Here is a 21,607-nt window from a genome sequence, read left to right as displayed (position 1 = left end):
GGGCGACGATGACGAGTCTGCGTCGGGGCGTGCGCTACGCCGTCCTGCTGCTGATCACCGCGGTCTTCGTGACCCCGCTGGTCTGGATGCTGCTCACCTCGCTGAAGACGTACGACAACGCCCAGCAGGACCCGCCGAGCTGGTTGCCGAACCCGTTCTCCACCTACGGGTACGACCAGATCGTCAACAACACGGCGAACCCGGTGCTGCGCTGGTTCGGCAACAGCCTGCTGGCGGCCAGCCTGCACACGCTGCTGGTGCTGGTCACCGCGTCGATGGCCGCGTACGCCCTGGCCCGGCTGCGGTTCCGCGGCCGGAAGCTGAGCTTCGCGCTGATCGTGGGCACGCTCTTCCTGCCGCCCACCTCGCTGATCATTCCGAACTTCGTGATCGCCGAGCGGCTGGGCTGGATCGACACGCTGACCGTGGTGGTGGTGCCGGGGGCGGCGAGCGCGTTCGGGGTGTTCTTCCTGCGGCAGTTCTTCCTCTCCATTCCGCAGGAGCTGGAGGAGGCCGCGGTGCTGGACGGCGCGAACCACTGGCAGATCTTCTTCCAGGTGCTGCTGCCGCTGTCGAAGCCGGCCCTGGCCACCCTGGCGGTGCTGTCGTTCCTGACCAACTGGAACGACTTCCTCTGGCCGGTCTACGTGCTGTTCAGCCCGGAACGGCTGACCCTGCCGGCGGGTCTGGGCCTGCTCCAGGGCGCCTACGTGACCGACTATCCGGTGATCATGGCCGGGGCGGTGCTGGCCAGCGTGCCGGTACTGATCCTCTTCGTGCTGGCGCAGCGCCACATCATCCAGGGCGTGTCGCGCAGCGGCCTGAAGGGATGATCGGCGGGACCCGGCGACGCGGCGCGGCGGCCCTGGCCGCCGCGCTGCTCGTCGCCGGTTGTGGCAGCCCCGACCAGACCCCTTCGACCACGCGGAGCGATCCGAACATGTTCACCAACCCGGTCGTCCGGACCGACGCCCCCGATCCGCAGGCGATCCGGGTGGCCGACACCTGGTACCTGTTCCACACCAACAGCGGCGGCCGGAACGTCCCGGTGCTCACCTCCCCCGACCTGGTCGAGTGGAGCGACGCCGGGGACGCCCTGCCGGAACTGCCGGGCTGGGCGGACGCCGGGAAGACCTGGGCACCGGAGGCGATCCAGCTCGCCCCCGACCGGTTCCTGCTCTACTACACGGTCGCCGACCGGGCCTCCGGCCGGCAGTGCGTCGGCCGGGCGGTCGCGGAAGCGCCGCTGGGTCCGTACCGGGACGACTCGACCGCCGCGCTGATCTGCCAGGCGGAGCTGGGCGGGTCGATCGACGCCAGCCCGTACCGGGACGCCGACGGCAGCCTGTGGCTGCTGTGGAAGAACGACGGCAACGCGATCGGCGTGGACACCTGGCTCTGGGCGCAGCGGCTCAGCGACGACGGGCTGCGCCTGCTCGGCGAGCCGACGAAGCTGCTGAAGCAGACCGAGCCGTGGGAGGGCACCCTGATCGAGGGGCCGTTCTTCCACCGCCACGACGGGAAGCTGTACCTCTTCTTCGCCGCCAACGCCTACGACAAGGACACGTACGCCGAGGGCTACGCGGTCTGCGACAGCCCCACCGGCCCGTGCGTGAAGGCCGTGGAGAACCCGATCCTGAGGACCAACGGGGTCGCCTCCGGCCCCGGCCACGCCTCGATCGTGGCAAAGGACGGCCGCACCTGGCTGCTCTACCACGCCTGGCCGCCCGGTCAGGAGGGCAGCACCGACCCCGGCCGCCAGGTCTGGCTCGACGAGCTCACCTGGCCCGACGGCAAGCCCACCGTCAAGGGCCCGACGAGCACTCCCCAACCCCGCCCCTGACTCCGGCCCCCGCACTTTCCCGGTTCGCCACCGCCTCGAAGCCGGTGTACGCGAAGAACACCACGGCCGAGGCGGTGAGCACCCCCGCCAGCTGTCCAAATGGTCACGGATCGCCCTGTGGGGCGGGTCACCCTCGCACGTTCGGTCCGACCTGGGACGTCGATCCGCCCGGAGGTCTTGCGTCACTCGGAGATTGGTGAAAGTTTCCTACCAGCGACAGATGCTATGCGGCGAATCTTGCCGGATGCGCCCACCGTCCGTCGTCGACCGACACCTGCCCCGGGACCCAACGAAGGGACCGCACCAGATGAAGGCAACTCGGCTCGGAGCCGCCGGGCTGGCCGTGGCGCTGCTCGGCGCGCTCGTCGCCGGCACGCCCGCGAGCGCGGCGGAGAGCGACCCGACCACCACCACCACGACCACCTGCACCACCGACCCGGCCACGCCGAAGCGTCAGTTCCGCGCGATGTGGATCGCGTCGGTGACGAACATCGACTGGCCCAGCAAGGCCTCGCAGACCGCCCCCGACCAGATCGCCAAGCAGAAGGCGGAGTACCTGGGCTGGCTCGACCTGGCCCAGAAGCTCAACCACAACGCCGTCGTGGTGCAGGTGCGCCCGACCGCCGACGCCTTCTGGCCGTCGGCGTACGAGCCCTGGTCGGAGTACCTGACCGGGGTGCGCGGCCAGAACCCGGGCTGGGACCCGCTGGCCTTCCTGGTCGAGGAGTCGCACCGGCGGAACCTGGAGTTCCACGCCTGGTTCAACCCGTACCGCGTCTCCATGCCGGCCCCCGGCGGGGCCGGCGCGGACCTCGCCAAGCTCGCGCCGGACCACCCGGCCCGGCAGCACCCGGACTGGGTCTTCGCGTACCCGCCGGCCGGGGTCGCCGGCAGCCGGCTCTACTACAACCCCGGCATCCCCGAGGTCCGCGAGTTCGTCCAGACCGCGATGATGGACGCGGTCAACCGGTACGACATCGACGGCGTGCACTTCGACGACTACTTCTACCCCTACCCGAGCGGCACCTGGCAGGTGCCGGACGACGGGACGTTCGCGGCCTACAACCGGGGCTTCACCGACAAGGCCGACTGGCGGCGGGACAACATCAACCTGCTGATCCAGGAGATGAACGGCAAGATCAAGACGGCGAAGCCGTGGGTGAAGTTCGGCGTCAGCCCGTTCGGCATCTGGCGGAACAGGTCCGCCGACCCGGCCGGCTCCGACACCACCGGCTCGCAGTCGTACGACATCATCTCCGCCGACACCCGCAAGTGGGTGCGGGAGGAGTGGATCGACTACGTGGTGCCGCAGCTCTACTGGTACATCGGCCAGTACCCGGCCGCCGACTACGCGCGGCTGGTGCCGTGGTGGGCGGAGACCGTGCGCGGTACCCGGGTGCAGCTCTACATCGGCCAGGCCGACTACAAGAGCGGCGAGCCGGCGTACGGGCCGTACTGGCAGAACCCGCGCGAGCTGTCGGACCACCTGACGCTGAACCGGTCGTACCCGGAGGTGCTCGGCAACGTGCACTTCTCCGCCGTGCAGGTGAGGGCGAACCGACTCGGCGCGACCGACATCTACGCCGCCGAGCACTACTCCCGCCCGGCGCTGGTGCCGGCCATGGCGCAGCTGCCGGCGCAGCCGCTGCTCGCCCCGGTGATCACCGGCGCCGAGCGGCAGGCCGACGGGGTCCACCTCACCTGGCGGCAGCCGGCGGACGGCGCCGGCCCGCTCGGCACCGCCACCTCGTACGCGATCTACCGGTTCGACGGGACCGGCATCGCCGACGGCTGCGACTTCGCCGACGCCGCGCACCTCGTCGCCACCGTGCGGGGCGGCGAGGGCGACGTCCAGTCCTGGGTGGACCCGGACGCGACCGCGGGCCAGCGCTTCACGTACTACGTGACCGCGCTGGACCGGGTCTGGAACGAGGGGCCGGCCAGCCCGCCGCGCTTCCTGCACTGATCAAGGGGGCGGCCCCGGCCGCCGCCGGACCGGGACGCCCGGGGCTCGCGACGAGCCCCGGGCGTTTCGCCGTTCTCCTGCCCGCCTCGGCTTGCGCAGCCGCAATCCCCGCCGTCGAGGTCGGCGACCGGGCGCCGTCGACCGGATGGCGGCGAACACGGCATTGGTCTGTTTCGGCGGATGTCACCAACAGTTCCCGCGCCGCATCGCCCGGCGTTCCGTAATTGATCGACACTGATCGACATCCGGTGACCCGCCGGTGACCCGCCGTACCGCACACCCTGCGGAGGTATCCGTGTCCAGACGCCTCGCCACCGCCCTCGCCACCGGCACGCTCGCGCTGCTCACGGCGCTGGGCGTGGCCTCCCCCGCGTCCGCCGCCGTGAGCACCGAGCAGAAGCTCAGCGTGCTCTACAGCTGGACCCAGACCAGCGCCACCAGCTACAACGCCTGGAACGCCGGCCGGCTCAACAAGGCCGCCTGGTCGGAGTACGCCTTCGACTGGTCGACCGACTACTGCTCCTCCAGCCCGGACAACCCGCTCGGCTTCAACTTCAGCCTCTCGTGCTACCGGCACGACTTCGGCTACCGCAACTACAAGGCGATGGGCCAGTTCTCCGCCAACAAGTCCCGCCTGGACAGCGCCTTCTACGCGGACCTGAAGCGGGTCTGCGCGACGTACAACTACGTGGTCCGGCCGGCCTGTTACAGCCTGGCCTGGACGTACTACGAGGCGGTCAACGTCTTCGGCTCGGTCGCCGCCGTCCGCCAGTCCGACATCGACCGCGCCGCCCGGATGAAGGCCGAGGCCGAACACCGCGCCGCCCTCCGCTGACCCACCCCAACCCCACCCCCGCGCCCACCCATGTTGAGCAGGAGGTCTGCGTCCGGATCGGACCCGTTCCAGGACGCAGACCTCTTGCTCAACGCGGTGGGTAGGTCAGGCGGGGTGGGGGCGGGTGGCGGGGGTCTGGTCGGCGGTCTGGTCGGGGCGGCGGGGAGCCGGGGTGCCGGCCACGCCGAATCGGGGGGAGTCCACGGCCAGGTCGGGGTGCTCGACGCCGAGCGCGAGGGCCGCCGCCTCCTCCAGGGCCAGCTCGGCGCCCTCGCCGTACGCGGCGTCGAAGGCGCCGTCGCCGAGCACCCGGCGCAGCTCCGCCTGCCGGTCCAGCCAGTACTGGCCGTAGAGGCCCGGGGTCGCCCGCAGGTCCGCCCGGGTGGCCTGGGCCGCCCCGAAGAGCCGGGCCGCGGTCACCGGATCGCCGCCCAGCGCGCAGCGCACCGCGATCGCGTTCACCGTGTCGCAGGCCCGCCCGAGATAGCCGTGGCTCATCCGGGAGCGGAGCGCCACCAGCAGATGCTCGTGCGCCGCGACCAGGTCCCCCCGGGCCAGCGCCACCATGCCGAGCAGCATGTCCACCGAGCGGCGGCCCCGCTCGGCCGGCCGGGCCGCCTCCACCGGGCGGGCCGCGCCCAGCAGCTCGGCGGCCTCGTCCAGCGCGCCCCGCCGCCACAGCAACTCGGCCAGGTTGTAGATGGCCAGCAACGCGTCGGAGACCACGTCCTGCTCGTGCGCCCACTCGATCACTTCGCGGCAGACCCGCTCGGCCTCCGCGAACTGTCCCATGTCGATCAGCGGGGCGGCCCGGCCGGCCAGCACCCGGGCGAGCAGGCCGAGATCACCTGCCTGCCGGGCGGCAGCCTCCGCCCGCTGCGAGTAGCGCAGTTCCTCGGCGAACTCACCGTCCGCGCCGGCGTGCAGCGAGTGCATGTGGTACGCCGCCGCGAGCTCCGCCTCCGGGATCACCTCGCCGGTCTCGGCGATCCGGCCGTAGAGCCGGAACAGCCAGAGCCGCCCCTCCCGGGCCAGCCCCCGCTCCCGCCACCACTGGTCCAGCCCGCCGGCCAACCAGAGCCCCGAGCGGGGGCTGCCACCGGTGGCACACCAGCGCAGCGCGGCCCGGAGTTCCCCGGCCAGCGGGTCCAGCGCGTAGAGGGAGAGGGTGACCGGCCGGCCGTCCGGGCCCAGGCGCGCCCGTTGCAGGGCGTGCCGCGACCAGGCGACGTGCCGGTCCCGGGCGGTCTGCTCCTCGCCGGCCTCCACCAGCCGGCGGGCCGCGTACGCCCGGATCGGGTCCAGCATCCGGTAGGTGCTGCCCGAGGCGTGCGGCTCGGCCAGCACCATCGACTTGTCCACCAGCACCGAGAGCGGGTCGAGCGGGTCGTCGTCGAGCAGCCACTGGACCGACGGCAGGTCCACCGGGCCGGCGAAGACCGCCAGCCAGCGCAGCAGCCGGGCCGACCGGGCGCCGAGCGTCCGGTACGACCAGGTGACCGTGGCCTGCAGCGTCAGGTGCCGCTCGATCGCCGACCGCTGCACGGCCCGGGTCGCCGGGGTGGGCGGACTGATCCCCGCCGCGGCGGCCACCAGGTCGACGGTGTCCTGCTGGTTGCCGGTCCAGCCGGCCTCGACCGGCGGCGGGTCGGGCACCTTCCGGCCGGCGTCCAGGGTGCCCAACATGTCGTCGAGGCGCTCGGCGAGCTGACCGACCGAGAGCACCCGCAGCCGGGCGGCGGCCAGCTCGATGGCGAGCGGCAACCCGTCCAACCGCCGTACCACCCGACGCAGGTCGGCCTGCTCGGCCGGGTCCGGCGGCCGGCCGCCCCGGGCCGCCACCGTCCGGTCCAGCAGCAGCGCCACCGCGTCGCTCTCCGCGCCGGCCGGCCGCGGGTCCACCGACAGCGGCGGGATCCGCCACACCACCTCGCCGGGCACGCCGAACGACTCCCGGCTGGTGGCGAGCACCCGCACGCCCCGCCCGCCGGCCAGCAGCCGGGAGATCACCTCGGCCGAGGCGGCCGGCTGGGCGTCGCAGGTGTCCAGCACCACCAGCATCCGGCGGGCCGCCGCGTACTCGACCAGGGTGTCCACCATCGGGCGGCCCGGCTCCGGGCGGAGCCCGAGCACGGCGGCGATCTCGAACGCGACCAGGCCGGGGTCGGTCACCGCGGCGATGTCGACGAACCACACGCCGTCCGGGTAGGACTCGACGATGCCGCAGGCCAGCTCGACCGCCAGTCGCGTCTTGCCCGCACCGCCCGCGCCCAGCACGGTCACCAGCCGGTACCGCTCGACCAGCCCGCTCAGCTCGGCCCGCTCCAGCTCCCGGCCGACGAACGAGGTGACCTGGGTGGGCAGGTTGTGCGCCACCGCGTCGGCGGTACGCGGCCGCGGGAACTGCCGTTCCAGCCCCGGCGCCAACAGCTGGAACAGCCGTTCCCGGTCGTCGAAGCCGCGCAGCCGGTGCAGCCCGAGGTCCAGCAGGGACGCCCCGTCCGGCAGCGGGTCGGCGCGCCGGGCGGTGGCCGCCGAGCACAGCACCTGTCCGCCGTGCGCGGCGGCGGCCACCCGGGCGGCCCTATGCACCTCGGGGCTGGCGTACTCGCCGTCGCGGGGCTCCGCGTACCCGGTGTGCAGGCCCATCCGCACCCGGGGCGCGGCCTCCGGGGTGGGCCAGTCATGGGTGGCCAGGGCGCGCTGCGCGGTCAGGCAGGCGGTGAGCGCCGCGGCCGCGTCCGCGAAGGCGAGGAAGAACGAGTCACCTTCGGTCAGCAGTTCCGCCCCGTCGGTGCCGGCCAGCGTGTGGCGCAGCAGCCGGCGGTGTTCCCGCAGCACCGGGCGGTAGCCCGGACCGAGCAGCTGGGCCAGCCGGGTCGACCCCTCGATGTCGGTGAACACGAAGGTCACCCATCCGCTCGGGAGGTGGATCCGTGGCGACATGCGTGGAACCTCCGCCCCTGACGTCGGCTTCATGCTGCCCTATGGTCACGCCGTCACGCATCGTGAGAACGGTTGGCCACATTCCGACCCAAGGTGCCACCGCAGCTCCTCGCCGGCAAGCTCCGGGTGGGCCGTCGGGGCGCGAACGGACCCGGATCAGCAGCCGCAACCGCCGCCGCAGCAACCGCCACCGGTCGGCGCGGACCCGCCACCGGCCGGGCCGGCGCCGCCCCGCCCGGTCACCGCCACGGCCGACAGGAGCCGCACCGTGTCGGCGTGGCCCGCTGGGCAGGACGCCGGCTCGGCGACCTGGGCCATCGGCCGGTTGACCTCGAAGGTGTCGCCGCAGGCGCGGCAGCGGAACTCGTACCTGGGCATGCCACCAGGGTACGACCGGGCCTGACGCCCCGGCGGACATGGGTGATACTCGACGGGTGGTGGACGGCGAGGACAGATCGACGGTTCGGCCCCTGCGACCGGCCGCACCGCCCGGCGACCTCGGAAGAGCGGAGTCCACATCGGTCCCCCGCCCCCGACGCCCCTGGCTGAGGTCCGCCCGGCCCGTCCCGGCGGAGCCACCACCGGCCCAGGTCACCGCGCCGGCCACCACCGGTCCAGAGGCCGAGCCGGGTCCGAAGGCCGACGCCACGTCGAGGGCCGAGCCGGCCCCACACACCGAGCCGGGCCCGGAGGGCGCCGCCACGTCGAGGGCCGAGCCGGCCCCACACACCGAGCCGGGCCCGGAGGGCGCCGCCACGTCGAAGGCCGAGCCGGCCCAGCCGCGCAGGCTGGCCGCCAGCGCCACCCGGGCCACCCGGGCCTGGTCCCGCCGCCCCAGCGGCCGGGTCACCCTGCCCGGGCTGTTCCTGCTGCTGCTGGTCGCGGCCACCGCCGCGGCCGGCGCGCTGCTGGTGCCGAAGGCGGCGCCCGCGCCCGAGCCGGTGGCCGTGGACGCCACGGCGACGACGTCCGTCAACGGCGTACCGGAGGGGGGCGCCCTGCCGGGGGTGACCGGCACGGTCGTACCCCCGGGTCTGCCCAGCACCCCCCTGCCGGCCGGGACGCCGACGCCCGGCGGCACGCAGCCCACCGGGCCGGTCGCCGGTCCCGCGCCGACCGGCCGGCCGGCGGACGCGCTGGCCGCCTGGGCTCAGCAGATGAGCGCGCGCACCGCCATCCCGCCGGTCGCCATGCAGGCGTACGGCTACGCCGAGCTGGTACTGGCCGAGACGCACCGCAGCTGCCAGCTCAGCTGGACGACCCTCGCCGCGATCGGGTACGTCGAGTCCCGGCACGGGTCGGCCAACGGCGCCACCCTCTCCTCGACCGGCCGGGCCGAGCCGGAGATCCTCGGTGATCCGCTGGACGGGCAGGGTGGCCGGTCCCGGATCCTCGACACCGACCGGGGGCAGCTCGACCGGGACACCGTCTACGACCGGGCCCTCGGTCCGATGCAGTTCATCCCCAGCACCTGGCAGGAGATCGGCGCGGACGCGGACAACGACGGCCGCCGGGACCCGCACGACATCGACGACGCCGCCCTCGCCGCGGGCAACTACCTCTGCAAGGGCGGCCGGAACATGACCATCCCGGGGGACTGGTGGGGGGCGGTCCTCTCCTACAACGACGTCCGCCGGTACGCCCAGGACGTCTTCGACCGGGCGAACGAGTACGGACGGCTCAGCCGTACGTAAGGTGATCGTCCGCGTACATTGGAGAACTAGGCCCTTCCCCCGGGCAGCCGTTGACGGCAAGCTAGACGGGTGATGGTGCGCGAGTGGGACCCCAGGAACGCGTCGTCCGTCGAGATCGCGTCGCTGCTGGACACGCTGAACGCGGTCCTGGCGGCCGACCTCCCGCAGGATCCGCCCTGGCAGGAGAGTTCCATGCGCGAATACCTGGCCGAGGTGATGCCCGGCGAGCGGCGGATCTCCTGGGTCGCCCAGGACGGGCCGGCCGCGGACGGGACCCCGGGGCCGATCCTCGGGCACGTCCACGTGCTGCTCCTCGGCGGGATCGGCGTGCTGGAGGTGCTGGTGCACCCGTCGATCCGGCGCACCGGCCTCGGCCGCGACCTGGTCAAGCTGGCCGCCCGCCGGGTCTGGGACGAGGGCTTCCAGTCGATCGGCGTGGAGGTCGTCGGCGACACCCCGGCGGTGGCCTTCTACGAGTCCCTCGGGTTCACCCGGGAGTACGTCGAGACCCGCAGCGTGCTCGACCTGGGCGCGGTGGACTGGCCGGCGCTGACCGAGATGGCCACCGGCGTCAGCGCGGGTTACCACCTGGAGTTCTGCCCGGGCGGCCCGCCGGACGATCTGATCGAGGCGTACGCGCGGACCAAGGCCGAGGTGCGCGATCTCGACGACGGTGAGCTGCGCCCCAGCTCGTACGACCCGCAGCGGCTGCGGGACAGCCTGGACACGCTGCACCGGCGGGGCATGAAGCCGTACATCGTGCTCGCCCTGCACGAGCAGACCGGCGAGGTGGCCGGCCTGACCGAGGTGGTGGTGCCGGCGCAGCACCCGACCCGGGCCGACCAGTACGACACCATCGTCGTGCAGGACCACCGGGGCTACGGCATCGACCGGGCGATCAAGGCCCGGATGCTGCTGGAGCTGCGCTCGGCGGAGCCGGAGCTGGCCGAGGTGCAGACCTGGAACGCGCAGGCCAACGAGGCGATGCTGAAGGTGAACGCCGAGCTGGGCTACCGGCCCGACCGGGACTGGTGCGAGTACGGCGTGGACGTCGGCGAGCTGGTGCACCGTCTCGACGCCCATCGCTGACGGATATTCATCAACCGGCCCTGCGGGGGATGGACGGCGGACAGGAACGCGCCTTAACGTGCGTTAGTCCCGTCCACCCATCGTGGAGGCTTCATGCGCCCGCGCCGCACATTCGCCGCGCTCGCGACCGCCGCCGCCGTCACCGCCACGGCCATCGGCGTCGCACCCCCCGCGGCCAGCGCCGCGTCCAGCGACCTGTTCATCTCCGAGTACGTCGAGGGCTCGTCCAACAACAAGGCGATCGAGCTCTACAACGGCACCGGCGCCCCGGTCGACCTGGCCGCCGCCAGCTACCAGCTCCAGCTCTTCTTCAACGGCGCCACCACCTCGACCAACGTCGCGTTGAGCGGCACCGTCGCCGCCGGTGACGTCTTCGTCTTCGCCGCTTCCTCGGCCGCGCCGGCGATCCTCGCCCAGGCCGACCAGACGTACGGCTCGTCGCTGTACAACGGCGACGACGCGATCGTGCTGCGCAAGGGCGGCACGGTGGTCGACTCGCTCGGCCAGGTCGGTGTCGACCCGGGCACCGAGTGGGGCACCGGGCTCACCAGCACCGCCGACAACACCCTGCGCCGGCTTCCCGCGGTGACCGCCGGCGACACCGACCCGTCGGACGCCTTCGACCCGGCCGCCCAGTGGGCCGGCTTCGCCACCGACACCTTCGACGGCCTGGGCAGCCACTCCGTCGACGGCGGCGGCCCGGTCGACGCGCCGGCCGCGCTGAATTGCGGCGGCACGCTGACCGTCGAGGCCGGCGCCACCGCCACCCGCGAGGTGACCGCCACCGACGCCGACGACACGATCACCGACCTCGCGGTCACCGGCGTCAACCCGGCGCCGGCGAGCGGCTCGGTCAGCCGTACCGCGTTCACCCCGGCCGGCTCGGCCGGCGGCACCGCCACCGCCACGCTCACCGCCTCCGGCCTGCCGGCCGGCTCGTACGCGGTCACCGTGACCTCGACCGACGCCGACGGCACGACCGCGACCTGCACGCTCACCGTGCAGGCCACCACGGTGCTGTCGGTGGGCGAGGTGCAGGGCCGCACCGGCGACGACTCCAGCGGCCGTACCGACCGCTCGCCGCTCGCCCCGGCCAGCGGCAACGGCACCAGCTCCACCCTGTACGACGTGCGCGGCGTGATCACCCAGAAGTCGCTCACCCGCACCTCCGCCGGCGCCGACCAGTACGGCTTCTACCTGCAGAGCCGCACGGGCACCGAGGACGGCGACCCGCTCAGCTCCGACGGCATCTTCGTCTTCACCGGCTCCTTCACCACCCTGATCGGCGGTTACCCGCCGACCGTCGGCGACGAGGTGGTGCTGCGCGGCCGGGTGTCGGAGTTCTTCAACCAGACCCAGCTCTCCAGCGCCTCGCTGGTGCGCAAGCTCGACTCCGGCCTGGACGTGGACACCGTCGTGCGGATCGACGACGCGACGCCGCCGGCCGACGCCACCGGCGCGGACCTGTTCTGGGAGCGGCACGAGGGCGCCCGGATGCGGGTCCGCTCGGGCAGTGGGGTCGCCGCCCCGCGGCACATCTTCGCCTCCACCGCCGACTCCGAGATCTACGTGCTGGACCGCGAGGACCCGATCATGAAGCGGACCGACCCGTACGCCCGCCGGGTGTTCCGGGACGCGCACCCGCTGGACGACATCCCGGGCACGCTCTTCGACAACGGCAACAACCAGCGCGTCCTGCTGGGCGCGGGCGGGGTGAAGGCCACCGCCGGTGACTCCACCGCGCTGCTGCCGGAGGCCCGCACCTACGACACGCTCACCGAGGACGCCTACGGCGCCATCTCGTACGCGTTCAGCAAGTACAGCGTCCAGCCGGAGCAGCTGACCCTCACCGGTGGCGCCGACCCGGCGGCGAACAACCCGCCGCAGCCGGCGGACCGGAACACCGAGGTCGCGGTCGCCACCTACAACCTGGAGAACCTGTACGACTACCGGGACGACCCGTTCGACGGCTGCGACTTCGCCGGCAACCCGGGCTGCACCGGGGTCACCCCGCCGTTCGACTACGTGCCGGCCAGCGAGGCGGCGTACACCGCGCGGCTGGCTGTGCAGGCCCGGCAGATCGTCAACGCCCTGCACAGCCCCGACCTGCTGCTGGTGCAGGAGGCCGAGGACCAGGACATCTGCACGGTCGCCGACGGCAAGCTGGCCTGCGGGGACACCAACGACGCCGACGGCGCCCCGGACACCATCCAGGAGCTGGCGCTGACCATCGCGGCCAACGGCGGCCCGGCCTACGCCGCCGCGTACGACCGGACGGGCGCGGACGCCCGGGGCATCACCTCGGCGTTCCTCTACCGCACCGACCGGCTGACGCTGGCCGAGGCGACCGGCACCGACCCGCTGCTGGGCTCCGCCCCGACTGTGGAGTACCGCTCGGCGGGGTTGCCGGCCAACGCCGACGTGCAGAACCCGAAGGCGCTCAACGCGGTGCTGCCGGCCGACGTGGACCGGTCCACCGGCGTGGACGGCGTGAACGTCTACACCCGGGCCCCGCAGCTCGGGAAGTTCACCGTGGCGGCGGCGCCCGGCTCGACGGAGCACTACACGCTCTGGGCGCTGAGCAACCACTTCTCGTCCGGCCCGGACACTCGGGTCGGACAGCGGCGGGAGCAGGCCGCGTACGGCGCCGCGCTGGTCAAGGCCGTCGAGGCGAGCGACCCGGACGCCCGGGTCATCCACGGCGGCGACCTGAACGTCTTCCCGCGTCCCGACGACCCGATCGCCAGCGCGGCGAACCCGACCCCGTCGGACCAGCTCGGCCCGCTCTACCAGGCCGGCATGCACAACCTCTGGGACGACCTGGTCGCGGACGTGCCGGCGGCGGCGTACTCGTACACCTTCAGCGGGCAGACGCAGACGCTGGACAACCTCTTCGTCAACGACAAGCTCCACGGCGACCTGGTGCAGATCCGCTCGGCCCACATCAACGCCGACTACCCGACGGACGCCGCGGAGCTCGGCGACCGGGGTGCCAGCGACCACGACCCGCAGGTGGCCCGGTTCCGTTCCCGGGCGTCGCTGACGGTGGCGGACGCCGCGGTGGCCGAGGGGAACAAGGGCGACGCCGCCCTGACCTTCACGGTCACGCTGTCCCGGCCGCTCTCCGAGCCGGCCCTGATCTGCGCCACCACCTACGGCACCACCGCCCAGCCCGGTACGGACTACGACCCGTACACCGGCTGCCGGACCCTGGCCGCCGGCCAGACGTCCATCGTCTTCCCGGTGACCGTCCGCGGTGACCGGAAGGTCGAGGCGGACGAGCAGCTGAAGCTCTTCGTCACCGGCGTGCCGGGGCTCCGGGTCGCCGATGCGGTGGCGGTCGGCACCATCACCAACGACGACTGACGGCTCCGCCCCGAAGCGGCCCGTCGTCCAGCTCACCGGCTGGACGACGGGCCGTTTCCATCCGTCCACCGCGGGGGCGGGCACCACCGTCGCGGGCGGGGGTCATCGGTCGCGCGGGCTCCGGAAACCGGGGGGTGAACGGATGGAACACCCGGCCGGGGCCGCGCGTGTACCTGACATGGGAAACCACCCGGCAGCGCCGGCCAGCGCCAAGGAAGAGCTGACGCCGGACCGCGCGGATCCCGCCGGTGCCGCCACGGCGCTGCCGTTCGAGCAGTTCTACCGGGAGCACGTGGACCGGATCCACCGCGCGCTCGCGCTGGCCGTCGGCGATGCCACGGTGGCCCGGGAGGCCGCCGACGAGGCGATGGCCCGGGCGTACGCGCGCTGGGACCGGGTGCGGAAGCTCGACAACCCGGCGGGCTGGGTGTTCCGGGTCGGGCTCAACTGGGCGACCTCCTGGTGGCGGAAGGTACGGCGGGAACGGCCGCCGGCCGACGACTGGCAGGCGTCGGTGGCGGCGCCCGACCCGGCCGGCCTGGCCGCCCGGTCGGCCCTGGACCGACTGCCCGTCGGCCAGCGCACGGTGATCGTCTGCCGGGTCCTGCTGGACCTCTCCACGGCGGAGACCGCCGCCGTGCTGAACCTGACCGAGGGCACGGTCCGCAGCCGGCTCTCCCGTGGCCTGGCCGGCCTGCGGACGGCGCTGGACGAGAAGGAGTGACCGTGGACGTCGTACCGGATGACCTGGCCGACCTGGTGCACCGCGCCGCGCGCACCACCGCACCGCACGCCGGGGACCTCGCGAACGTGCGCCGGCGAGCCCGCGTCCGGCGTCGCCGGCGGGCCGTGGCCACCGCGGGCGGGCTGGCCGTCCTGGTGGCGGTGACCGCGGGTGCCGTTCCGCTGCTGGCCGGGAACCACGGCGCCCGGCCGGCTCCACCGCCCGCGCCGGCGTCGGCCAGCCCGACCACCGCACCGCCGCCGGCCCGGCCGGTGGAACCGGCGCAACGCCTGATGGTCGCGGTGAACCCGAACACCTGGCGGCTCGACGCCGGCAAGGGGCCGACGGTCGGCCTGCGCGGCGGGGTCGCCGACGAGGTGCTGCCGGACGGGTCGGTGCGGCGGCACCGGGTGCCGAAGGACTTCACCCTCGGCGCGGCGCTGCCCGACGGACGGCTGGTCGGGCTGGTGTACACCGACCTGATGCCCGGGGTCCGGCGCACCGACGGCCCGAACGTCGAAGGGCTCTCAATCAAGCTGGTGGTGCTGGGCGCGGACGACGCCGTGCAGGTCGGCCGGGAGATCCGGATCAAGGGCCGGAGCGTCGAGCTGCTCGGCGCCGACCAGCGGTACGCCTACCTCGCTCGCGACGAGGGCATCGTGGCGCACGAGCTGACCACCGGCCGGGAACGGATCGTGCTCCGGTCGTCGACCGCGGGTGTCGACCTGCTGGCCGCCAGCCAGACCGTGGTGGGCACCGACCGCCTCGCCGAGCAGCGGACCGACTTCCGGTGTCGCACCGACGTGCGTCGGCTCACGGACGGCAGGCGGATCGCCTCGCTGACGGTCAACGGCAACTGCCAGAACGACCTGCGGCTCTCCCCGGACGGCCGGTTGATCGCCGTCGCGTACGTCGACCGCGGCCGGGGGCAGCGGGTCGCCGTGTTCGACATCGCCGCCAGGTCGCTCGTGGTCGACCGGTTGATCGGCACGACACGCCCGGCCCCGACCCCCGGTGGCATCCAGGGGTTGGCCTGGGCCGACGACACCACGGTCCGGGTGGCCTGGGCCGAGCCGCCGGCGGGCGCGCGTCGGGTCTACGACGTGGCGGAGGTGGTGACGGTGGTGACGGTCAGCGCTCAGTAGCGCTGGCGGAGCAGCTGGGCGGCCTCGACCGCCCAGTAGGTGAGGATGATCTGCGCGCCGGCCCGGCGGATCGAGGTGAGCGTCTCCAGCATCACCCGCTCCCGGTCGATCCAGCCGTTCGCGGCGGCCGCCTCCACCATCGCATACTCACCGGAGACCTGGTAGGCGGCGACCGGGACGTCCACCGCGGCCCGGACCGCGGCCACCACGTCGAGGTAGGGCAGGGCCGGCTTGACCATCACCAGGTCGGCGCCCTCGGCCACGTCCAGCGCGACCTCGCGCAGGGACTCGCGCAGGTTCGCCGGGTCCTGCTGGTAGGTGCGCCGGTCGCCCTCCAGGGTCGACTCCACCGCGTCCCGGAACGGGCCGTAGAAGGCCGAGGCGTACTTCACCGCGTACGCCAGCACGGCCACGTCCTGGTGGCCCGCGGCGTCCAGGGCCCGGCGGACCACGCCGACCTGGCCGTCCATCATCCCGGACGGCCCGACCACGCCGACCCCGGCGTTCGCCTGGGCCACCGCCATTTTGGCGTACGCCTCCAGCGTGGCGTCGTTGTCGACGCCACCGTCCGGGGTGAGCAGCCCGCAGTGCCCGTGCGAGGTGAACTCGTCCAGGCAGAGGTCGCTCATCACCACCGTGGCGTCGCCGACCTCGGCCACCACGTCGCGGATGGCGACGTTGAGGATGCCGTTCGGGTCGATGCCGCCGGAGCCGACGGCGTCCCGCTCGGCCGGCACCCCGAACAGCATGATCCCGCCCACACCGGCCTGTACCGCCTCGACGGCGGCCTTGCGCAGCGAGTCCCGGGAGTGCTGGAGCACGCCCGGGAGCGACGCGATGGCCCGCGGCTCGGTCAGCCCCTCCTTGACGAACATCGGCACGACCAGCTCGGCCGGGTCGACGCGGGTCTCGGCGACCAGCCGCCGCACGGCCGCGTTACGGCGCAGCCGGCGGGGCCGGATCTCGGGGTACGGCATGGGGGCCTCCCTCGCTGACTAGCGGAACCTCAGGGCGGTCGGCCCCTGCACCTTCGAACCGCGGCGCTGCTTCGCCGGCATCGCGGCGAGCTTCTCGCGCAGCTCGACGGCGTAGGCGGCGAGCGCCTCCACCAGGTCGGGCACCGAGGCGTGCTGAGGCTGCACGTCGACCCGCAGGCCGAACTCCGTGGCGGTCTCCGCCGTCTTGGGCCCGATTACGGCAACAACGGTACGCGCGTGCGGCTTCCCGGCGATGCCGACCAGGTTCCGGACGGTGGACGACGAGGTGAAGAGCACCGCGTCGAACCCGCCCGACTTGATCGCGTCGCGGATCTCGGCGGGCGGCGGGGCGGCCCGGACGGTCCGGTAGGCGGTCACGTCGTCGACCTCCCAGCCGCGCTCGGTGAGCCCGGCGGCGAGCGTCTCGGTGGCGATGTCGGCGCGCGGCAGCAGCACCCGGCCCACCGGGTCGAGGATCTCGTCGTGCGGGGAGAACTCGGCCAGCAGCCCCTCGGAGGACTGCTCCCCGGACGGGACCAGCTCCGGCTGGATGCCGAAGGCGCGGACCGCGTCGGCGGTCGCCTCGCCGATGCAGGCGATCTTGACGCCGCCGAAGTGCCGGGCGTCCAGGCCGTGCTCGGCGAACTTCTCCCAGACCGCGCGGACCGCGTTCACCGAGGTGAAGATCACCCAGGCGTACCGGCCGTCGACCAGGCCCTTGACCGCCCGCTCCATCTGGGCGGGGGTACGCGGCGGCTCGACCGCGATGGTCGGCACCTCGCACGGGATCGCCCCGTACGCGCGCAGCCGGGCGCTCATCGCGCCGGCCTGCTCCTTGGTCCGGGGGACGAGCACCTTCCAGCCGTACAGCGGCCGGTTCTCCCACCAGCTCAGCTTGTCCCGCTGGCCGACGCCCGCGCCGACGGTGAGCACCACCCGGCCGGTGAAGCCGAGCGCCGCCGCGACGAAGGAGTCGACGGTCGACGTGGTGGTGTACTGCGTCTCGCCGGTGCCGTCGCCGGTCACCCCGACGCCGGTCGTCCCGTCCACCCCGGCGGCCAGCAGGCCGTCCCGGATGGCGGCCAGGTCACCCGCGTCCACGGCCAGCGCCAGCGAGCCGCGGCCGACGGCTGCGGCCAGCGCGTCGAAGTCCAGCGTGCTGACGTCCTCGACGTCGGCGGCGGTCCGTACGCCCGGCAGCGGCACGCCGGCGTAGGTGGCCACCCCCTCGGCCTGGCCGACGCCCGGGACCACCTCGAAGTGCGCGGCGGTACGCGCCACCGCCTGCACCTCCTTGACCACCGAGTCGTGGCCGAACGGGTCACCGGCGACCAGGTGCACCGCGTTCAGCCCGGAGCGGGCCGCGGAGATCAGCACCTTCGCCACATCACCCGGCACGCCCTCGGCGGGGCTGAACTGGGCGTCGGACTTGGCCTGCGCGCGGACGACGTCGAGCAGCGACTCGGGGACTCCCCGGTCGTACACCACCTGGTCGGCGTCGACCAGGGCGTCGTGCGCCCGGCGGGTCAGCAGGCCCGGGTCGCCGGGGCCGGCCCCGACGAACGCGATGCGACCTACGGGCTTACGGGTGCGGGTCATTCAGTGCTCCCAAATTGCTGGGTCCCCGGGCCGGCGTGTCCTTCTTGGCCGAGGATCGAGTCGGCGCCGAGTTCGAGGAGCTCGGCGGCGAGTGCCTTGCCGATCTCCGCCGCGTCGGCGGGCGTTCCGGTGCGGGACAGCCGGAGGTCACGGGTACCGTCCGGGCTGATCACCGCCCCGCGCAGGTAGATCTCCTCACCGGCGTCACCCTCGGCGAGTTCGCCGTAGGCGGCGACGGGTGCGCTGCACCCGGCCTCCAGGGTGGCCAGCAGTGCCCGTTCCGCGGTGACCGCGGCACGGGACGGTGCGTGGTCGAGCACCGCGAGCAGCTCGACCAGGTCGGGGTCGTCGATCCGGCACTCCACGGCCAGCGCGCCCTGGGCGGGCGCGGGCAGCATCAGCATCGGGTCGAGCGTCTCGGTGATCACGTCGGTCCGGCCGAGCCGGGCCAGCCCGGCCCGGGCCAGCACGACCGCGTCGAGGTCGGCGTCCGGGCCGAGCACCCGGCGCAGCCGGGTGTCCACGTTGCCCCGGATCGGGGTGACCTCCAGCTGCATGCCGAGCGCGTGCAGCTGGGCGATCCGGCGCAGCGCGCCCGTGCCCACCACCGCGCCGGTCGGCAGCTCGGCGAGCGTCCGGCCGCCCTTGGCGACCAGCGCGTCGCGCGGGTCCTGCCGGGGCGGTACCGCCGCGATGTGCAGCCCGGGGGCCGCCGCCGTCGGCAGGTCCTTGTACGAGTGGACGGCGAAGTCGATGGTGCGGGCGGCAAGCGCGTCCCGCAGGGCGGAGACGAAGACACCGACGCCGAGCCGGTGCACCGGGGCCGAGGAGCGGTCCCCGGCGGTCACCACCTCGACCAGCTCGACCGGGCGGCCGGTGGCCGCGGTCAGGGCCTCGGCAATCTGGCTGGACTGGGCCATCGCCAGGGCGCTGCCCCGGGTGCCGAGGCGCAGGGGGGCGGTCATCGCACACCTCCGGTGGGCGGGACGTCGACGGCGTCGAAGGACGGCCGCCCGGCGGCGTCGCTCTCCACCACGTCGGGAACGTTGTCGACCGGCGACGTCTGCGGCACCTCCAGGTCGAACAGCTCGCGCAGCAGCGCCGCGTACTGGTCGCCGCCCGGCTCGGCGGCGAGCTGGCGGACCCGTACGGTCGGCTGGTGCAGCAGCCGCTGCACCACCCGGTGCACGGTGCGGGCCACCTCGGCGCGCTGGTCGTCGCTGAAGTCGGGGCGGCGCTGGGCGAGCCGGCGCAGCTCGGTGGTCACCACGTCGTCGGCACGTCCGCGCAGCGCGGCCACGGTGGGTGCCACGTCGGCGCCACGCAGCCAGGACAGGAACGCCTCGACCTCGCCGGTGACGATCCGGGTCACCTCGGCCGCGTCGGCGGCGGCCGGCCCGTCGGCGAGGATGGCGGCCATCCGGTCGATGTCGATCACCTCGACGCCGGTCAGCCCTGCCACGCCCTCCTCGACGTCACGCGGAACGGCGAGGTCGAGCAGCACCAGCGGGCCCCGGTCGGCGCCCCGGCGGGCCATGGCCCGGGTCACCACGTCCCGGCTGAGGACCGGTTCGGTGGCCGCCGTGGCGGCCACTACGACGTCCACCGTGGAGAGCGCGTCGACCAGCTCGGCCATCGGGACCGCGTTCGCGCCGTACGACTCGGCCAGCCGGACGGCCCGGTCGGCGCCACGGTTGGTCACGGTCAGCGGCCCGGCGCCCAGCCGGGACAGCGTCGCGACGCCCAGCGAACCCATCGCGCCGGCGCCGACCACCATGGCGGGCCGGCCGACCAGGTCGCCGTCGAGGAGGCCGGCCGCCAGGTCCAGGGCGGCGGTCACCACGCTCTGACCGGCCCGGTCGATGTTGGTCTCGGCGTGCGCGCGCTTGCCCACCCGCAGCGCCTGCTGCATCAGCTCGTGCAGCAGCCGGCCGGCGGAGTCGGCGCCGGCGGCCCAGTGGTACGCGTCGCGGAGCTGGCCGAGGATCTGCGCCTCGCCGACCACCATCGAGTCCAGCCCGGCGGCGACCCGGAAGACGTGGTCGACGGCGGCGGCGTCGTAGTGCACGTAGAGGTGGTTGGCCAGGGCCGCCGGCGGGGAGCCGGCGTGCTCGGCGAGGACCGCGCAGATGTCGCCCAGGCCGCCGTGGAAGCCGGAGACGGCCGCGTAGACCTCCACCCGGTTGCAGGTGGAGACGAGCACGGCCTCGGCGACGTACGGCTGGGCGACCAGGCGGTCCAGGGTGCGGGTGAGGTCAGCGGGGGCGACCGCCAGCTGCTCCAGCGTGGCGACCGGAGCGGTGCGGTAGGACGCGCCGACGACGAGCAGTTTCACGTGCCGATCGCCTCCTGGGTGTCGGTGGCCGCGAGCCCGCCCGGCAGGGCGGTGAGGGCGGACCCGGCCGTGCCGGGGAGCGCGGTCAGCGACGCCTTGCGGTGCTCGTGGAAGGACAGGATCTGCAGCTCGATCGCGAGGTCGACCTTGCGCACGTCGACCCCCTCCGGAACCGAGAGTACGCACGGCGCGAAGTTGAGGATGCTCGTCACGCCGACGGCGACGAGCTGGTCGGCGACCGCCTGGGCGGCCCGCGCCGGGGTGGCGATCACGCCGATCGAGATCAGCTGCTCGGCGGCGACCCGGGACAGCTCGTCGACATGCCGGACGACCAGGCCGTTGATCTCCTCGCCGACCCGGGCCGGGTCCGCGTCGAAGAGCGCGGCGATCCGGAAGCCCCGGGTGGCGAAGCCGTCGTACCCGGCCAGAGCGTGACCGAGATTACCCACGCCGACCAGGGCGACCGAGCGGCACTGGGTGAGCCCGAGCACGGACTCGATCTGCTCGATCAGCAGCGCCACGTCGTACCCGACGCCCCGGGTGCCGTACGAGCCGAGGTGGGAGAGGTCCTTGCGCAGCTTCGCCGAGTTCACCCCGGCGGCGTTGGCCAGGCCCTCGCTGGACACCGTCTCGTGGCCGGAGTCGGCGAGATTGTGCAGCGCGCGGAGGTATTCCGGGAGCCGTGCGACGGTCGCCTCGGGCAGATCCGGGAGCGTTGGTACGGCACCGGCGCGGCCGGGCGCGCCTGGGTGACGATGCTGACTCATGAGACTCCGTGCGGTGCGATCCTCGACCAGCGTCGGTGACCGGTCGTTTCGGGACTCCCGCTGGCGACCGATATTGCCGGCTGTGCTAGCAGGGCGCGTCGGAACTACAGAGTAGGCGCTTGTGAAGACGTGCACAAATCGCGATCTTGCTGGCCCGCGACGCGCCTCCACCTGCCCCTCCATTCCACAAGATCGATCTGACGCACTCCGTCGGCGCCGCTTGGCGATTATTGCTCAATCCCGACTTCTCTGACCAATCGCACGCGCCCAGTCGCGCTGTGTCACCGTCGATCTGGGTCGAGACTCACTCCGCCACCCGGC

Annotated in this window: 16 protein-coding genes; 9 read left to right on the top strand and 7 right to left on the bottom strand. The window is 73.7% G+C overall.

Translation table 11 applies throughout. The features are described from left to right. Nucleotides 1–8 precede the first annotated feature (8 nt). The 4 genes from I8N68_RS16545 (at nt 9) to I8N68_RS16530 (ending at nt 4,644) form a co-directional block, all read left to right on the top strand. Nucleotides 9–833 carry a carbohydrate ABC transporter permease gene (locus I8N68_RS16545; protein WP_200210878.1) on the top strand — a complete coding sequence of 275 codons (825 nt, stop codon included), beginning with the start codon at nt 9–11 and terminating at the stop codon, nt 831–833. Further along, a complete protein-coding gene (locus I8N68_RS16540) occupies nt 830–1,843 on the top strand; it encodes a glycoside hydrolase family 43 protein (RefSeq protein WP_200210877.1) in 1,014 nt (337 codons plus the stop codon). The genes I8N68_RS16545 and I8N68_RS16540 overlap by 4 nt, the downstream gene beginning before the upstream one ends. Nucleotides 1,844–2,150: 307 nt before the next feature. Next, nucleotides 2,151–3,809, top strand: coding sequence for a glycoside hydrolase family 10-like protein (locus I8N68_RS16535; RefSeq protein ID WP_200210876.1), 1,659 nt, complete (start codon nt 2,151–2,153; stop codon nt 3,807–3,809). Nucleotides 3,810–4,104: 295 nt separating this feature from the next. Beyond that, complete coding sequence (locus I8N68_RS16530; RefSeq protein ID WP_200210875.1) at nt 4,105–4,644, top strand: phospholipase; 540 nt, start codon at nt 4,105–4,107, stop codon at nt 4,642–4,644. Nucleotides 4,645–4,749: 105 nt separating this feature from the next. Here the strand turns inward: I8N68_RS16530 and I8N68_RS16525 are convergent, their stop codons facing one another. Further along, a complete protein-coding gene (locus tag I8N68_RS16525; RefSeq protein WP_200210874.1) occupies nt 4,750–7,590 on the bottom strand; it encodes an ATP-binding protein in 2,841 nt (946 codons plus the stop codon). Nucleotides 7,591–7,746: 156 nt separating this feature from the next. Beyond that, the gene (locus tag I8N68_RS16520; protein ID WP_200210873.1) at nt 7,747–7,968 is read right to left on the bottom strand and encodes an FmdB family zinc ribbon protein; all 222 of its coding nucleotides are present in this window, start codon (nt 7,966–7,968) and stop codon (nt 7,747–7,749) included. Nucleotides 7,969–8,024: 56 nt separating this feature from the next. Between I8N68_RS16520 and I8N68_RS16515 the strand changes: the two genes are divergently transcribed. The 5 genes from I8N68_RS16515 to I8N68_RS16495 all read left to right on the top strand — a co-directional run bounded on the left by I8N68_RS16515 (nt 8,025) and on the right by I8N68_RS16495 (nt 15,608). Beyond that, nucleotides 8,025–9,284 carry a lytic transglycosylase domain-containing protein gene (locus I8N68_RS16515; RefSeq protein WP_200210924.1) on the top strand — a complete coding sequence of 420 codons (1,260 nt, stop codon included), beginning with the start codon at nt 8,025–8,027 and terminating at the stop codon, nt 9,282–9,284. Between the two features lie 72 nt (nt 9,285–9,356). After that, complete coding sequence (locus I8N68_RS16510) at nt 9,357–10,373, top strand: GNAT family N-acetyltransferase (protein ID WP_200210923.1); 1,017 nt, start codon at nt 9,357–9,359, stop codon at nt 10,371–10,373. Between the two features lie 93 nt (nt 10,374–10,466). Beyond that, on the top strand, nt 10,467–13,739 hold the full coding sequence (locus tag I8N68_RS16505; protein WP_200210872.1) for a lamin tail domain-containing protein: 3,273 nt from the start codon (nt 10,467–10,469) through the stop codon (nt 13,737–13,739). A 178-nt stretch (nt 13,740–13,917) separates the two neighbouring features. Beyond that, nucleotides 13,918–14,463 carry an RNA polymerase sigma factor gene (locus tag I8N68_RS16500; RefSeq protein ID WP_200210871.1) on the top strand — a complete coding sequence of 182 codons (546 nt, stop codon included), beginning with the start codon at nt 13,918–13,920 and terminating at the stop codon, nt 14,461–14,463. 2 nt (nt 14,464–14,465) lie between these two features. Continuing rightward, entirely contained in the window at nt 14,466–15,608 is a 1,143-nt protein-coding gene (locus I8N68_RS16495) for a hypothetical protein (protein ID WP_200210870.1), read from the top strand. Here I8N68_RS16495 and hemB read toward each other — a convergent pair. The 5 genes from hemB to I8N68_RS16470 are packed head-to-tail and all read right to left on the bottom strand — an operon-like array spanning nt 15,602 to nt 21,286. Continuing rightward, the gene (gene hemB, locus I8N68_RS16490) at nt 15,602–16,585 is read right to left on the bottom strand and encodes a porphobilinogen synthase (RefSeq protein ID WP_200210869.1); all 984 of its coding nucleotides are present in this window, start codon (nt 16,583–16,585) and stop codon (nt 15,602–15,604) included. The two genes, I8N68_RS16495 and hemB, sit on opposite strands and share 7 nt — an antisense overlap. Nucleotides 16,586–16,603: 18 nt before the next feature. Continuing rightward, complete coding sequence (locus I8N68_RS16485; protein ID WP_200210868.1) at nt 16,604–18,184, bottom strand: bifunctional uroporphyrinogen-III C-methyltransferase/uroporphyrinogen-III synthase; 1,581 nt, start codon at nt 18,182–18,184, stop codon at nt 16,604–16,606. Beyond that, nucleotides 18,181–19,149, bottom strand: coding sequence for a hydroxymethylbilane synthase (gene hemC, locus I8N68_RS16480; RefSeq protein ID WP_200210867.1), 969 nt, complete (start codon nt 19,147–19,149; stop codon nt 18,181–18,183). The genes I8N68_RS16485 and hemC overlap by 4 nt, the downstream gene beginning before the upstream one ends. Beyond that, on the bottom strand, nt 19,146–20,519 hold the full coding sequence (locus I8N68_RS16475; protein ID WP_200210866.1) for a glutamyl-tRNA reductase: 1,374 nt from the start codon (nt 20,517–20,519) through the stop codon (nt 19,146–19,148). The genes hemC and I8N68_RS16475 overlap by 4 nt, the downstream gene beginning before the upstream one ends. After that, a complete protein-coding gene (locus I8N68_RS16470) occupies nt 20,516–21,286 on the bottom strand; it encodes a redox-sensing transcriptional repressor Rex (protein WP_200210865.1) in 771 nt (256 codons plus the stop codon). Before I8N68_RS16470 ends, I8N68_RS16475 begins: the two co-directional genes overlap by 4 nt. Nucleotides 21,287–21,607 lie beyond the last annotated feature (321 nt).

This window comes from Micromonospora coerulea, from assembly GCF_016598485.1.
Classification (GTDB): Bacteria; Actinomycetota; Actinomycetes; order Mycobacteriales; family Micromonosporaceae; genus Micromonospora; species Micromonospora coerulea.
Note: the sequence above shows the minus strand (reverse complement) of the source record. Positions and strands in the feature narration are given on the sequence as shown.